10 protein-coding genes are annotated in these 15026 nt (G+C 70.0%); 4 read left to right on the top strand and 6 right to left on the bottom strand.

Annotation, left to right across the window (positions count from 1 at the left end):
* Positions 1 to 13 precede the first annotated feature (13 nt).
* Entirely contained in the window at positions 14 to 1195 is a 1182-nt protein-coding gene (locus AB0C75_RS11200; protein WP_362889329.1) for an LLM class flavin-dependent oxidoreductase, read from the top strand.
* Positions 1196 to 1214: 19 nt separating this feature from the next.
* Here AB0C75_RS11200 and AB0C75_RS11195 read toward each other — a convergent pair whose 3' ends face one another.
* The 6 genes from AB0C75_RS11195 to AB0C75_RS11170 all read right to left on the bottom strand — a co-directional run bounded on the left by AB0C75_RS11195 (position 1215) and on the right by AB0C75_RS11170 (position 8477).
* The gene (locus AB0C75_RS11195) at positions 1215 to 2273 is read right to left on the bottom strand and encodes an LLM class flavin-dependent oxidoreductase (protein WP_362889327.1); all 1059 of its coding nucleotides are present in this window, start codon (positions 2271 to 2273) and stop codon (positions 1215 to 1217) included.
* Between the two features lie 41 nt (positions 2274 to 2314).
* On the bottom strand, positions 2315 to 3280 hold the full coding sequence (locus AB0C75_RS11190) for an LLM class flavin-dependent oxidoreductase (protein ID WP_362889325.1): 966 nt from the start codon (positions 3278 to 3280) through the stop codon (positions 2315 to 2317).
* Positions 3281 to 3429: 149 nt separating this feature from the next.
* On the bottom strand, positions 3430 to 5040 hold the full coding sequence (locus AB0C75_RS11185) for a glycerol-3-phosphate dehydrogenase/oxidase (RefSeq protein ID WP_362889323.1): 1611 nt from the start codon (positions 5038 to 5040) through the stop codon (positions 3430 to 3432).
* A 12-nt stretch (positions 5041 to 5052) separates the two neighbouring features.
* The gene (gene glpK / locus AB0C75_RS11180; RefSeq protein WP_362889321.1) at positions 5053 to 6582 is read right to left on the bottom strand and encodes a glycerol kinase GlpK; all 1530 of its coding nucleotides are present in this window, start codon (positions 6580 to 6582) and stop codon (positions 5053 to 5055) included.
* A gap of 40 nt (positions 6583 to 6622) precedes the next feature.
* Positions 6623 to 7414, bottom strand: coding sequence for an MIP/aquaporin family protein (locus AB0C75_RS11175; protein WP_362889319.1), 792 nt, complete (start codon positions 7412 to 7414; stop codon positions 6623 to 6625).
* A gap of 298 nt (positions 7415 to 7712) precedes the next feature.
* Positions 7713 to 8477 carry an IclR family transcriptional regulator gene (locus AB0C75_RS11170; RefSeq protein WP_362889317.1) on the bottom strand — a complete coding sequence of 255 codons (765 nt, stop codon included), beginning with the start codon at positions 8475 to 8477 and terminating at the stop codon, positions 7713 to 7715.
* A 241-nt stretch (positions 8478 to 8718) separates the two neighbouring features.
* On the opposite strand from AB0C75_RS11170, the gene metH reads away from it, so the two are divergent.
* From metH to AB0C75_RS11155, 3 genes are all read left to right on the top strand, one after another.
* On the top strand, positions 8719 to 12231 hold the full coding sequence (gene metH / locus AB0C75_RS11165; protein ID WP_362889315.1) for a methionine synthase: 3513 nt from the start codon (positions 8719 to 8721) through the stop codon (positions 12229 to 12231).
* Between the two features lie 140 nt (positions 12232 to 12371).
* Entirely contained in the window at positions 12372 to 13070 is a 699-nt protein-coding gene (locus AB0C75_RS11160) for an HAD family phosphatase (protein WP_362889313.1), read from the top strand.
* Between the two features lie 366 nt (positions 13071 to 13436).
* On the top strand, positions 13437 to 15026 hold the full coding sequence (locus AB0C75_RS11155) for an ABC transporter substrate-binding protein (RefSeq protein WP_362889311.1): 1590 nt from the start codon (positions 13437 to 13439) through the stop codon (positions 15024 to 15026).

Raw genomic sequence — 15026 nt, 5'->3', positions numbered from 1 at the left:
TCGGAGACCACCGGTGACCCTCACCTTCCACTGGTTCCTGCCCACCAACGGCGACAGCCGCCATGTCGTCGGAGGCGGCCACGGCACCCCCGTCACCGCGGCCGGCGGCGACCGTCCGCCCACCGTCCGCTACCTCGCCCAGATCGCCCGCGCCGCCGAGGACCTCGGCTTCGAGGGGGTCCTGACGCCGACCGGTGCCTGGTGCGAGGACGCCTGGCTGACCACGGCCATGGTCAGCCAGCACACCGAACGGCTGAAGTTCCTGGTCGCCTTCAGGCCCGGCTTCGTCTCGCCCACGCTCGCCGCGCAGATGGCCGCCACCTATCAGCGCCAGACCGGAGGACGGCTCCTCCTGAACGTGGTGACCGGCGGGGAGAGCCACGAGCAGCGCGCCTACGGGGACTTCCTCGACAAGGACGCGCGCTACGCCCGCACCGGAGAGTTCCTGGAGATCGTCCGGGAGCTGTGGGACGGCAGGACGGTGAATCTGAAGGGCGAGCACCTCACCGTCGAGGACGCCAGGCTCGCCCGGGTCCCCGACCCGGTGCCCGAGGTGTACTTCGGCGGTTCGTCGCCCGCCGCCGGCGTGGTCGCGGCCCGGCACGCGGACGTCTACCTCACCTGGGGCGAGCCGCCCGCCCAGGTCGCGGAGAAGATCGCCTGGGTACGTGGGCTCGCCGAGCGCGAGGGCCGTACCGTGCGCTTCGGCATCCGCCTGCACGTGATCGCCCGGGACACTTCCGAGCAGGCCTGGGCCGAGGCGGACCGCCTCCTGGCGGGCTTCGACCCCGCCACCGTCCGCTCCGTGCAGGAGGGACTGGCCCGCAGCGAGTCCGACGGGCAGAAGCGGATGCTCGCCCTGCACGGCGGCGGCCGCGACGGCCTGGAGATCCACCCCAACCTGTGGGCGGGCATCGGCCTGGTCCGCGGCGGCGCGGGGACCGCGCTCGTCGGGAGCCACGAGGAGGTCGCCGAGCGCATCGAGGAGTACCACCGGCTGGGCATCGAGGAGTTCGTCCTGTCCGGCTACCCGCACCTGGAGGAGGCGTACTGGTTCGGCGAGGGCGTCCTGCCCCGGCTCGCGGCCCGCGGCCTCTGGGCTCACCCCGACGGGCCGGCCGAGCCCGGCCCCGCCCAGGTGCCCTTCGCCGCCCCGGGCCGGGGTGTGAGCCCCGCGCCCCGTGCAGGGGCCTGAGCAGCCCCCGCGGCCCCGGTCACTCCCAGAGCGTCGAGGGTGCCTCACGCCGGATGACCGGGGCGATCTCCTCGGCGAACCGCTGGAGCGTCTCCAGCTGTTCGCCGTAGGGCAGGCCGTAGCCGTCCACGGTGATCGACTGGAGATCGTGGCGGTACACCGCGTGGTAGCCGAGGATCTTGTCGATGATCTGCTGCGGGGACCCGATGAGCTGGGGCCCGTCGGCTATCGCGTCCTCGATCGTGCGGAACGGTGTGTTGTAGCCGGCCTTGCCCTCCAGATGCGGCTTGAAGGACTGGGCGACCTTGGCCTCGTACAGGCCCTTGTAGCGTGCGACGGCCTTCTGCGTGGTGTCCGCGATCAGCAGACCGCCGGACCCCGCCGCCACCCGGGCGCCGGCCGGGTCGTGTCCGTACGCCTCGAACCGCTCGCGGTAGTGGGCGATCAGCCGGGCGTACGCCTCCCTGGGCTGGATCGCGTTGGCCGTGAAGAGTGGATCACCGTGCTTCGCCGCGAGCTCGGGGGAGTTGAGGCTGGTCGCCGAGCCGTGCCAGACGCGCGGGGGGCCGGCGTACGGACGCGGCACGGTCGTCACGTTCTTCAGCGGCGGACGGAACTCGCCCTCCCAGTCGACCCCCTCCTCGGTCCACAGCCGCCGCAGCAGCTCGTACTTCTCCTTCTGCAGATCCCACTGCCGCTCCTCGTCGAGCCCGAACAGGCTGAAGTGACCGGCCTCCGCGCCCTTGCCCACGACGAGTTCGAGCCTGCCCCGCGCGATCTGGCCGACCGTCGCGAACTCCTCGGCCACCCGCACGGGGTCGAGGATCGCGACGACCGTGACCCCGGTCAGCAGCCGGATGGTGGAGGTCCTGGCGGCCAGCGCGCCCAGGACCACGCCGGGGCTCGACGAGAGGAACGGCCCGGCGTGCCGTTCCCCGATCGCGTACGCGTCGAAGCCGAGCCGCTCAGCGGCCACGCCGGTCTCGATCACTTCGTGGAACCGCTCCGCGGCCGAGGGGAGTTCGCCCGTCAGCGGATGCGGGGCATGGCCGACGAGGGAGAGTACGGAGAACTTCAAGGGGGCGTTCCTTCCGTGTGGTGCGGTGCGGCGGGGAGGAGTCAGAGGGCGGCGAGGCCGAGGTGGCCGCGCAGGGTCCTGGCGGAGTAGGCGGTACGGAAGAGCCCGCGCCGCTGAAGGACGGGCACGAGGCCCGCGACGATCGTGTCCAGGTCGTCGGGAAGCACCGCGGGCCGCAGCCGGAACCCGTCGGCGCCACCCTCCTGGAACCACTCCTGGAGCAGGTCGGCCAGGCCCTCGGGCGTGCCGGTGAACACGGCGGCGTCCGAGGTGAACGGCTCGCCCGCGGCCTCCTCCAGGGCGGCCAGCCGGGCGTCGGCCGCCTCCTGGCCCGCGCCCAGTACGACATCGACGTCGGCGAACACCCGCAGCGCCCCGGCGGGGCGGCCCGCCGCCTCCCGCAGCGACTCGACCTCCTCGCGGATGGCGACAAGACCGGCGGTGTCGGCGGGGGTCACGAACACGACGTCGCCGTGTGCGGCCGCCAGCCGGTAGGGGACCGTGGAGTGCGCGAGCAGCGCCAGCGGCGGCCTGCCCTGCGGCGGGGTCACCTCGGTGTCCCACGCCCCGGTCGCCTCGGTCAGGAACTCGCCCGCCCGCGCGAAGAGTTCGGCCACCCGCCGGTCCCCCTCGGGGGTGCCGGCCACCGCCACGAGCGCGGCGTGCTCGGGACCGCTTGTCGTGGCCCGGGGCCGTACTCCCGCCCGCCCCGCGCTCAGCTGGTCGAGCGTCGCGATCCGCGTCGCCCAGGCGAGGGGGTCGCCCGTCGCCGGACCGAGCGGGACGAGCCCGATCCGCTCGGTGACCTGTGCCGCGAGGCCGAGCAGCAGCCCCGAGTCGAGGCGCCCGGGGCCGTCCTCCACAGTGATGAAGTCGAGCAGTCCGGCCTCGGCGCCGCGTACCAGCCGGGCGTACGCGTCGGGGGTGAAGGGCCCGGCGGGCGCGGCCGGATGCGAACCGGCGCCGTTCAGCGCCGCTGACAGATGGAATCCCTGGTGTTCGGACATCCCTCCACTGTCCCCGCGTCACATTGCACCCGTATGGCGGTCACATGGCACGTCCGACGGAGGGCGTCCCGCAGGGCACCTTCACCGGGACGGCCGCAGGGGCGGCCTCCCGACCGGGAGACCGCCCCTGCTTCCGTGTGCGGGCGCTGTCAGCGCCCCTCGGCCAGCATGTCCTCGACCGAGGACCTGATGTCGTCCGTGGCCAGGCCCCGGATCGTCAGCGTCGTCCGGCGGCGCAGCACGTCGTCCGCCGTCTCGGCCCACTCGCGGTCGCGCGCGTACGCCACCTGCGCCCAGATCTCCGGGGCGTCGGGGTGGATGCGCTCGGCCAGTGCCGGGTTCTCGTTCGCCATCCGTACGACGTCGAAGGAGAGCGAGCCGTAGTGGGTCGCGAGGTGCCGGGCCGTGTCGGCGGACATCCGCGGCCCCGGCGTACCGCCGTCGACCAGCAGCCGGTGCGCGACCGCGTTCGGGTTGGCGATACCGGGCAGCGGCACCTTCTTCGGCAGCCGTGCCATCGGCTCCATGTCCTCGGCGAGGGGGTGCCCGGGCAGTTCGGCCAGCTTGTTCATGACCGTACGGCCGATGTGGCGGAACGTCGTCCACTTGCCGCCGGCGACCGACAGCATCCCGCCGCGTCCCTCGGTCACGACCGTCTCGCGCTTGGCCTTGGAGGTGTTGCCGGGACCGCCGGGGAGCACGCGCAGCCCCGCGAAGGAGTAGGTGATCAGATCGCGGGACAGCTGCTGGTCCCGGACGGAGAACGCCGCCTCGTCGAGGATCTGCGCCGTGTCCTTCTCGGTGACGGCGACATCGGCCGGGTCGCCCTCGTACTCCTCGTCGGTCGTACCGAGCAGCAGCATGTCCTCCCACGGCAGGGCGAACGTGATCCGGTACTTGTCGATCGGCGTCGCCAGCGCGGCCTTCCACGGGCGGGTGCGCTTGAGGACGAGGTGGGCGCCCTTGGACAGACGTATGGAGGGCGCCGAGTTCGGGTCCTCCAGCTTCCGCAGGTGGTCGACCCACGGGCCGGTGGCGTTCAGTACGAGACGGGCGTTCACGCCGAACTCCGTACCGTCCTGGCGGTCCTCCAGGTCGGCGCCGGTGACCCGGCCCTTGGTGAACCGCAGCCCGGTCACCGCGGCGTGGTTGAGGACGACGGCGCCCGCGTCGACGGCCGCGCGGACCGTCATCAGCGCCATCCGGGCGTCGTTCATCTGGTCGTCGCCGTAGACCGCGACGGCCTTGAGGTTGTCCGTGCGCAGCTCGGGCACGTCGCGCTGGGCACGGGCCGGGCTGATCACATGGCCGACGCCGTCGCCGAACGCGGACAGCGCCGAGTAGGCGAAGACACCCGCGCCGAGCTTGGCGGCGCCGTGCGGCCCGCCCTTGTAGACGGGCAGGTAGAAGGTGAGCGGGTTGGCCAGGTGCGGGGCGACCTGGCGGGAGACCGCGCGCCGCTCGAAGTGGTTCTCGGCGACTAGCTTCACCGCGCCGGTCTGGAGGTAGCGCAGACCGCCGTGGAGCAGCTTGGAGGAGGCCGAGGAGGTGGCGCCGGCGAAGTCACCGGCGTCCACCAGGGCCACCCGCAGTCCGGACTGCGCGGCGTGCCAGGCGGTGGAGATGCCCAGGATGCCGCCGCCGATCACCAGGAGGTCGTACGTCGCCTTGGAAAGCTGCTCCCGGGTCTCGGCACGGCTCGGGAGGGAGCCGGAGGCCGGATGCGTCCCGAGGGCGGGGACGCTCTGCAGGGTGGTCATGTCGTGTGCTCCTCAGCTCTCTTCGTCGTCGATCCAGCTCATGGTCCGTTCGACGGCCTTGAGCCAGCTCTTGTACTCGCGGTCACGGGCGGCCGCGTCCATGCGGGGTGTCCACTCGGCGGCACGGCGCCAGTTGGCGCGCAGCGCGTCGGTGTCCGGCCAGAAGCCGACGGCGAGGCCGGCGGCGTAGGCGGCGCCGAGGCAGGTGGTCTCGGCGACCATGGGGCGCACCACGGGTGCGTCCAGGAAGTCCGAGAGCGTCTGCATCAGCAGGTTGTTGGAGGTCATGCCGCCGTCGACCTTGAGCGCGGTCAGCTCGACGCCGGAGTCCTTGGTCATGGCGTCGCTGATCTCGCGGGTCTGCCAGGCGGTGGCCTCGAGAACGGCCCGGGCGATGTGCGCCTTGGTGACGTAGCGGGTGAGACCCGCGATGACACCGCGGGCGTCGGGGCGCCAGTACGGGGCGAACAGGCCGGAGAACGCGGGCACGAAGTAGGCGCCGCCGTTGTCCTCGACGGAGGAGGCGAGCGTCTCGATCTCGGCCGCGGACTTGATCAGGCCCATCTGGTCGCGCATCCACTGCACCAGCGAACCGGTGACGGCGATGGATCCCTCGAGGGCGTAGACCGGCTTCTGGTCGCCGATCTGGTAACCGACGGTCGTCAGCAGTCCGTTGTACGAGTTGACCGGAGTGTCGCCGGTGTTCATGAGCATGAAGGTGCCCGTGCCGTACGTGGACTTGGCCTCGCCCTCGGCGAAACAGGTCTGCCCGAACAGCGCGGCCTGCTGGTCGCCGAGCGCGGAGGCCACCGGCACGCCGTCGAGTACGCCGCCCTTGGCGGTGCCGTACACCTCGGCGGAGGACCGGATCTCCGGCAGGACGGCCGCCGGGATCTCCAGCGACTGGACGATCTTGTCGTCCCACTCCATCCTGTGCAGGTTCATCAGGAGGGTGCGGGAGGCGTTGGTGACGTCGGTGACATGGACGCCGCCGTCGGTGCCGCCGGTCAGATTCCAGATGACCCAGGAGTCCATGGTGCCGAAGAGGATGTCGCCCCGCTCGGCCCGCTCGCGCAGCCCCTCGACGTTGTCGAGCAGCCAGCGGACCTTCGGTCCCGCGAAGTACGACGCGAGGGGCAGGCCCGTCTCGCGGCGGAAGCGGTCCTGGCCCACGTTGCGGCCGAGCTCCTTGCAGAGCGCGTCGGTGCGGGTGTCCTGCCAGACGAGGGCGTTGTACACCGGCTCACCGGTGTGCTTGTCCCAGAGCAGGGTGGTCTCGCGCTGGTTGGTGATGCCGATGGCCTTGACGTCGGCGGAGGTGATGCCCGCCTTGACGACGGCCCCGGCGACGACCTCCTGGACGTTCTCCCAGATCTCTTTCGCGTCGTGCTCGACCCAGCCCGGCTTGGGGAAGATCTGCTCGTGTTCCTTCTGGTCGACGGAGACGATCCGGCCGTCCTTGTCGAAGACGATGCATCGGCTGGACGTGGTGCCCTGGTCGATGGCCGCGATGAACGGCCCGGTGGTGTGTGCGTCGGTCACGGTTGGCTCCCGGAAGTCTGTGTGGTGGTGAGGTGGGGTCTCAGGCGAAGGCGACGTTGTAGAGCCCGCCGGCCAGCGCGCCCCCGACGAGCGGTCCTACGACAGGTACCCAGGCGTAGCCCCAGTCGGATCCGCCCTTGTTCGGCAGAGGCAGCAGCGCGTGCACGATCCGCGGACCGAGGTCGCGCACCGGGTTGATCGCGTAGCCGGTCGGGCCGCCGAGCGACAGACCTATGCTGACGACCACCAGGGCGGTGATCAGGGCGCCGAGCGCGCCGAGGCCGTTGCCCTCGTCGTTCAGGCCCTGGGTCAGGATCGCCAGGATCAGCACGAAGGTGGCGATGATCTCCGTGACGACGTTCTGCACCGCGTGCCGGATCTCCGGGCCCGTGGTGAAGATGCCGAGCACGGGGCCGGCCTTCGGCGCCGCCACCTGGTCGACCATGCCGTCCTCGGACGGCTGGTCCTTCAGGATCTCGGGATCGGTGAGGTGCGCGTGGAACTGGCCGTAGTAGACGGCCCAGACGAGCACGGCACCGATGATCGCGCCGAGCAGCTCGGAGGCGAGATACAGGGGCACATCGCTCCACGCGGTGCCCCCCTCGATCGCGAGACCGATCGTGACGGCCGGATTGAGGTGGGCGCCGGACACGCCCGAGGCTATGTAAGCACCGGTCAGTACGGCGAAGCCCCACCCGAAGGTGATGGCGAGCCAGCCTGCGTTGTGCGCCTTGGAGCGCTTGAGTGTGACGGCGGCACAGACACCGCCGCCGAGCAGTACGAGAACGGCGGTACCGATGGTCTCGCCGATGAAGATGTCGGAGCTGGACACCGCGACTCCTTTGTCCTTCGTCCAGGGGAAGGCGAAACACCGGGTCCCTCCGGTGATCGCGCCCCCAGGTGCGTACCCGCTGAGTACGGGCACATCACCTGTAGGGCTTGACCGGCCCTCGGCACTGTCACACCCTAACGCGTATTGCCGTTAAGTGTTCGGCAATGCCGACCGGTGAACGGCAATGTTTCTCCCCGAGGGTGGGTGCGTCAAGAGGTCTGTGACGTGCGACTCGATCGTTACCGGTGCCGCGGACGGCGTTACCGGTGTCGCGGACGGCTCGGACCGTCCGGCGGCCTCAGAAGCGCCCGGCGCCCAGATCCCGGGAGACGGCCCGGGCGCAGTCGCGCACGGCCGCGACGAGCTCGGGCCGCAGCTCGCCGCCGGAGCAGACGCGCTCCACAGCGCCGGTCAGAGCGACGGCGCCGACCGGCATCCTGCGCCGGTCGTGGATGGGGGCGGCCGCCGCCGCCACGCCCTCCCAGGTCTCCTCGACATCGGCCGCCCAGCCCTGCGCGCGGGTCAGGGCGAGCAGCGACTCGAACTCCTCGTCGCCCGTGACGGTCCGTGGTGTGAACGACCGGCGCTCCACCTCGGTGGCCTCGCTGTGCGCGACCGGGTCGTAGGCGGCGAGGACCTTGCCCAGGGCCGTGGAGTGCAGCGGCTGCATGGCTCCGACCTCCAGCACCTGGCGGCTGTCGTCGGGCCGGAAGACATGGTGGACGATCAGCACCCCGTGCTGGTGCAGCACGCCCAGGTGGACGCTCTCGCCGCTGGAACGGGCCAGGTCGTCGGTCCACACCAGTGCGCGGGCCCGCAGCTCGTGCACATCGAGATAGCTGTTGCCCAGGCGCAGCAGCTCGGCGCCCAGCTGATAGCGGCCGGACGCCGCGTCCTGCTCGACGAAGCCCTCGTGCTGGAGGGTGCGCAGGATGCCGTGCGCAGTACCCTTGGCCAGGCCGAGCGAGGACGAGATGTCGGACAGGCCGAGGCGGCGCTCGCCACCGGCCAGCAGGCGCAGCATCGCGGCTGCCCGCTCGAGCGACTGGATGTTCTTCGCCATCGCGCCGTAACTCCTCCACCTCGGTTCGACAATGCTGAACACTATCGGTCCATGCCGACCTCTGTCCGGTGGCGCGACGATTATCCGTCATCCCGCTGGGAGGGCCCGTCACCCGCACAGCATGCAGTCCGCCTCGTGGGACGCGAGGACCGGCCCGGCCGCCTCCCCGCTACGCTGGCCGCGTGCCTCTTCGGCAGAAGGGCGCAAAGCCGACAGCCGTCGCATCCCAGGGAGAACATCCATGGCCTCGTTGCCGACCCCCTCCGCTGACAGCCGTAACCGAGCCGCAGCGCTCCGTGAGGCGCTCGCCACCCGGGTGGTGGTGGCCGACGGTGCCATGGGCACCATGCTCCAGGCCCAGGAACCCACGCTCGACGACTTCGAGAACCTCGAAGGCTGCAACGAGATCCTGAACGTCACCCGGCCCGACATCGTCCGCTCGGTGCACGAGGAGTACTTCGCGGTCGGCGTGGACTGCGTCGAGACGAACACCTTCGGAGCCAACGCCTCCGCCCTGGGGGAGTACGACATCCCCGGCAGGATCCACGAGCTCTCCGAGTCCGGCGCCGCCATCGCCCGCGAGGTCGCCGACCGGTTCACCGAATCGACCGGACAGCAGCGCTGGGTGCTCGGCTCCATCGGCCCCGGCACCAAGCTGCCGACGCTGGGCCACGCCCCCTACACGGTGCTGCGTGACGGCTTCCAGCAGAACGCCGAAGGGCTGATCGCCGGCGGCGCGGACGCGCTCATCATCGAGACCACCCAGGACCTCCTCCAGACCAAGGCCGCCGTGCTGGGTGCGCGACGCGCCCTGGAGGCCATGGGCAGCGACCTGCTGGTGCTGTGTTCCCTGGCCTTCGAGACCACCGGCACCATGCTGCTCGGGTCCGAGATCGGGGCCGCGCTGACCGCGCTCGAACCGCTCGGTGTCGACATGATCGGCCTGAACTGCTCGACCGGCCCCGCCGAGATGAGCGAGCACCTGCGCTACCTCACGCGCCACTCCCGCATCCCGCTGCTCTGCATGCCGAACGCCGGGCTGCCCGTGCTCACCAAGGACGGCGCGCACTTCCCGCTCGACGCGGAGGGCCTGGCCGACGCCCAGGAGACCTTCGTCCAGGAGTACGGCCTCTCGCTCGTCGGCGGCTGCTGCGGCACCACACCCGAGCACCTGCGCCGGCTCGTCGACCGTGTCCGCGGCTCCGACATCACCTCCAGGGATCCGCACCCCGAGCCCGGCGCGGCCTCGCTCTACCAGACCGTCCCCTTCCGCCAGGACACCTCGTACCTGGCGATCGGTGAGCGTACGAACGCCAACGGATCCAAGAAGTTCCGCGAGGCCATGCTCGACGCACGCTGGGACGACTGCGTGGAGATGGCCCGCGACCAGATCCGCGAGGGCGCGCACATGCTCGACCTGTGCGTCGACTACGTGGGGCGCGACGGCGTCGCCGACATGGAGGAGCTGGCCGGCCGCTTCGCCACCGCCTCCACCCTGCCGATCGTCCTGGACTCCACCGAGCTGCCCGTGCTGCGCGCCGGCCTGGAGAAGCTCGGCGGCCGGGCCGTACTGAACTCCGTCAACTACGAGGACGGTGACGGCCCCGAGTCCCGCTTCGCCAAGGTCAGCGCCCTGGCCTCCGAGCACGGCGCCGCGCTGATCGCGCTGACCATCGACGAGGAGGGCCAGGCCCGCACCGTCGAGCACAAGGTCGCCATCGCCGAACGGCTCATCGAGGACCTCACCACCAACTGGGGCATCCACGAGTCCGACATCCTCATCGACTGCCTGACCTTCACGATCTGCACGGGCCAGGAGGAGTCCCGCAAGGACGGGATCGCCACGATCGGGGCCATCCGCGAGCTGAAGCGGCGCCACCCCGAGGTGCAGACCACCCTCGGCCTGTCCAACATCTCCTTCGGCCTGAACCCGGCCGCCCGCGTCATCCTGAACTCCGTGTTCCTGGACGAGTGCGTCAAGGCCGGTCTGGACTCGGCGATCGTGCACGCCTCCAAGATCCTGCCGATCGCCCGACTGGAGGAGGAGCAGGTCAAGGTCGCCCTCGACCTCATCCACGACCGCCGGGAGGAGGGCTACGACCCGCTGCAGCGGCTCATGGAGCTCTTCGAGGGCGTCAACATGAAGTCGATGAAGCAGGGGAAGGCCGAGGAGCTCCTCGCCCTGCCGCTGGACGAGCGGCTCCAGCGCCGCATCATCGACGGTGAGAAGAACGGCCTGGAGGCCGACCTCGACGAGGCGCTGCTGACCAGGCCCGCGCTGGAGATCGTCAACGACACGCTGCTGGCGGGCATGAAGGTCGTGGGCGAGCTCTTCGGCTCCGGCCAGATGCAGCTGCCGTTCGTGCTGCAGTCCGCCGAGGTCATGAAGACCGCGGTGGCGCATCTCGAACCGCACATGGAGAAGACCGATGACGACGGCAAGGGCACCATCGTGCTGGCCACGGTCCGCGGTGACGTCCACGACATCGGCAAGAACCTCGTCGACATCATCCTGTCCAACAACGGCTTCAACGTGGTCAACCTGGGCATCAAGCAGCCCGTCTCGGCGATCCTGGAGGCCGCGGAGGAACACCGCGCCGACGTCATCGGCATGTCGGGCCTGCTGGTGAAGTCCACCGTGATCATGAAGGAGAACCTTCAGGAGCTGAACCAGCGCAGGCTGGCGGCGGACTACCCGGTGATCCTCGGCGGTGCCGCCCTGACCAGGGCCTACGTCGAACAGGACCTGCACGAGATCTATGAGGGCGAAGTCCGCTACGCCCGCGACGCGTTCGAGGGCCTGCGGCTGATGGACGCCCTCATCGCCGTCAAGCGCGGCGTCCCGGGCGCCAGCCTGCCCGAGCTGAAGCAGCGCCGGGTGCCCAAGCGGGACACTCCCGTGGTCGAGGTGGTGGAGCCCGAGGAAGGGGTACGGTCCGACGTCTCGGTCACCAACCCGGTGCCCGAGCCGCCCTTCTGGGGGACCAGGGTCGTCAAGGGCATCCAGCTCAAGGAGTACGCCTCCTGGCTCGACGAGGGCGCGCTCTTCAAGGGCCAGTGGGGCCTCAAGCAGGCCCGCGCCGGTGACGGGCCGACGTACGAGGAGCTCGTGGAGCGGGAGGGCAGGCCGCATCTGCGCGGCTGGCTCGACAAGCTGCACACCGAGAACCTGCTGGAAGCCGCCGTCGTCTACGGCTACTTCCCCTGCGTCTCCAAGGGTGACGACGTCATCCTGCTGCACGAGGACGGGTCGGAGCGCACCCGCTTCACCTTCCCGCGCCAGCGCCGCGGCCGCCGCCTGTGCATCGCGGACTTCTTCCGTCCCGAGGAGTCGGGGGAGACGGACGTGATCGGCCTCCAGGTCGTCACCGTCGGCTCGAAGATCGGCGGGGCCACCGCCGAGCTGTTCGAGGCGAACTCCTACCGCGACTACCTGGAGCTGCACGGGCTGTCCGTGCAGCTGGCCGAGGCACTCGCCGAGTACTGGCACGCACGCGTCCGCAGCGAGCTCGGCTTCGCCGGCGAGGACCCGTCAGGCGTCGAGGACATGTTCGCGCTGAAGTACCGCGGGGCGCGCTTCTCGCTGGGCTACGGGGCCTGCCCCGACCTGGAGGACCGGGCGAAGATCGCAGGGCTCCTGGAGCCCGAGCGGATCGGGGTGAAGCTCTCCGAGGAGTTCCAGCTGCACCCCGAGCAGTCCACGGACGCGATCGTCATCCACCACCCGGAGGCGAAGTACTTCAACGCACGGTAGGGCACTGTTCAACGCGCGGTAAGGCACTGCTCCGCGCGCCGTGGAGACACGAGTCGTAGAATTGTCGGTCCAGTGCAGGCCGGTCGCCGTTCCCACCGGGAAGGCGGCCGGCCTTCTCGTCCCTCATGGAGGTGTGCCGGATGACCAGTACGGTCCCCGCGTCCCTGACCCGTACGACCGAAGGGTCGGCGCTGCAAGCCGTCCTGCTCGACATGGACGGCACACTGGTCGACACCGAGGGGTTCTGGTGGGACGTGGAGGTCGAGGTCTTCGCCGACCTCGGTCACCGGCTGGAGACGGCCTGGCGCGAGGTGGTGGTCGGCGGGCCGATGACCCGCAGCGCCGGCTATCTCATCGAGGTCACCGGCGCCGACATCGCCATGGAAGAGCTCACGGTGCTGCTCAACGACCGCTTCGAGAAGCGCATCGGACGCGGTGTCCCGCTGATGCCGGGCGCCGCCCGGCTGCTCGCCGAGCTCGCCGCGCACGAGGTGCCCACCGCCCTGGTCTCCGCCTCGCACCGGCGCATCATCGACCGGGTCCTGGACTCCGTGGGCCGCCACCACTTCGCGCTCACGGTCGCCGGGGACGAGGTGACCCGCACGAAGCCCCACCCCGAGCCCTATCTCACGGCGGCGGCGGGCTTCGGGGCGGATCCCGGGCGCTGCGCGGTCATCGAGGACACCGCCACGGGAGTCGCCGCGGCCGAGGCCGCGGGCTGCCGGGTCGTCGCCGTACCCTCCGTGGCGCCGATCGCCGCCGCGCCCGGCAGGGCGGTCGTCGCCTCTCTGGAGCAGGTTGATCTCGCATTTCTCCGGGACTTTGTCGCCGGTGAGTGACAGCCGGCATACCGAGCGTATTTCGTCGGAGGCCGACAACAATTCGCCTCCGAATTCTGTTCGTTCCCCGCTTTCGCGCGCCGTTTAAATCAGGTCCATGTCAATGCGTCCGATGCGTCGACGGGGTGATGTTCGTCACTCGATGTAACGCTCCGGGGGTCTTGAATTCAGCCAGGTCGGCTGGTTCGAGACCCCCTTACGTCCGTATTCATGAAGGCGTGTACGAAACATTCCTGAGCATGACATGGACAACCCGTCATCGGTGATCACCGAGCGAATACGGGCCCGATCCGCACCGGTCAAGTCCCCCTGCGGCGCCTACTAATCTCGGTTTTCTCACATGCCGGAATGAGGGAGAACGTCCAGATGAACCGCAAGACGCTGGTGCTGCCGGCCGTAGTGGGCCTGCTGGTACCCGTGCTCGCCGCCTGCGGCGGGTCGGACGACGGGGGCGATGCCATCGTTGTCGGGACAACGGACCAGTTCATCGCCTCGAAGGACAACCCGGCTCCCCTCGACCCGGCCATCGGCTACGACGCCGGCATATGGAACCTGCTGCGCCAGACCGTGCAGACCCTGACCCACATCCCGCGCGGCGGCGGCGAGCCCGTGCCCGAGGCGGCCAAGAGCTGCGCCTTCACCGACACGGCGAACGAGAGCTACCGCTGCACGCTGCGCGACGGGCTCACCTTCGCCGACGGCACGCCCGTCACCCCGGACGACGTCAAGTACTCCTTCCAGCGGGTCCTCGACATCAATTACGGCAGCGGTCCCGTCGGCCTCCTCACCAACATCGACACGATGGAGACCAAGGGCGAGAACGAGATCGTCTTCCATCTGAAGTCCTCGGACGCGACCTTCCCCTACAAGCTCGCCACGCCGCCCGCCGGGATCGTGCAGAAGAACAAGTACCCGGCGAAGGAGGCCCGTGAGGGCTTCCAGATCGACGGATCCGGCCCGTACACGATGGAGCCCGAGGTCAAGGGCGACAAGGTCGTCAAGGTGGTCTTCACCAAGAACCCGAAGTACAAGGGCGATCTGAAGGTCAGGAACGAGAAGGTCGAGATGGACCTCTTCCCCGACGCGGCGGCGATGGGCAAGGCTCTCGACGCCGAGAAGATCGACATGATGACGCGCACCATGTCGCCCGAGCAGTCCCAGAAGATGCTGGAGGAGCCGAAGGAGGGCGTGAAGCTCACCGAGATGCCCGGCTTCGCCATCAGCTACGTCGCGTTCAACACCGAGGCCCCCGCGGTGAAGAACAAGGCCGTCCGCCAAGCCATGGCCCAGATCATCGACCGCGGGGCCGTCGCCAGCAAGGTGTACGGCAGCACCGCCGAGCCGCTCTACTCGCTGATCCCGTCCGGCATCACCAACCACACCAACTCGTTCTACAACAAGTACGGCGAGCCCGACGCGGACGCGGCGGCCGAGACCCTGGACAAGGCCGGCATCAGCACACCGGTGAAGTTCACGCTGCACTACACGACCGACCACTACGGCCCCGCCGCCAAGGCGGAGTACGAGACACTGGCGAAGCAGCTCAACGAAACGAAGCTGTTCGACGTCGACGTGCAGGGCGCGCCCTGGGACAAGTTCCGGCCCCACCAGAGGAAGGGTGACTACGCCGTCTACGGCATGGGCTGGTTCCCCGACTTCCCGGACCCGGACACCTACATCGCGCCGTTCATCGACAAGGGCAACTTCCTCAACGCGCCCTACCGGTCGGCCCAGGCGGACACGCTCATCCCGCAGTCCCGCCGCGAGGCCGACCGCAGCGCCGCGGCGCCGACCTTCGAGAAGCTCCAGAACATCGTCGCCGAAGACGTCCCCGTGCTCCCCGTCTGGCAGGGCAAGCAGTACGTCGCCTCCCTCGACGAGCTGACCGGTGTGGAGTACGCGGTCACCTCCTCGGCCGACCTCCAGCTCTGGGAGCTCGAGCAGAGCGGGTCCTGA

The organism is Streptomyces sp. NPDC048565, assembly GCF_040650935.1.
Taxonomy (GTDB): Bacteria; Actinomycetota; Actinomycetes; order Streptomycetales; family Streptomycetaceae; genus Streptomyces.
This window is presented reverse-complemented; position numbering and strand designations above follow the sequence as displayed.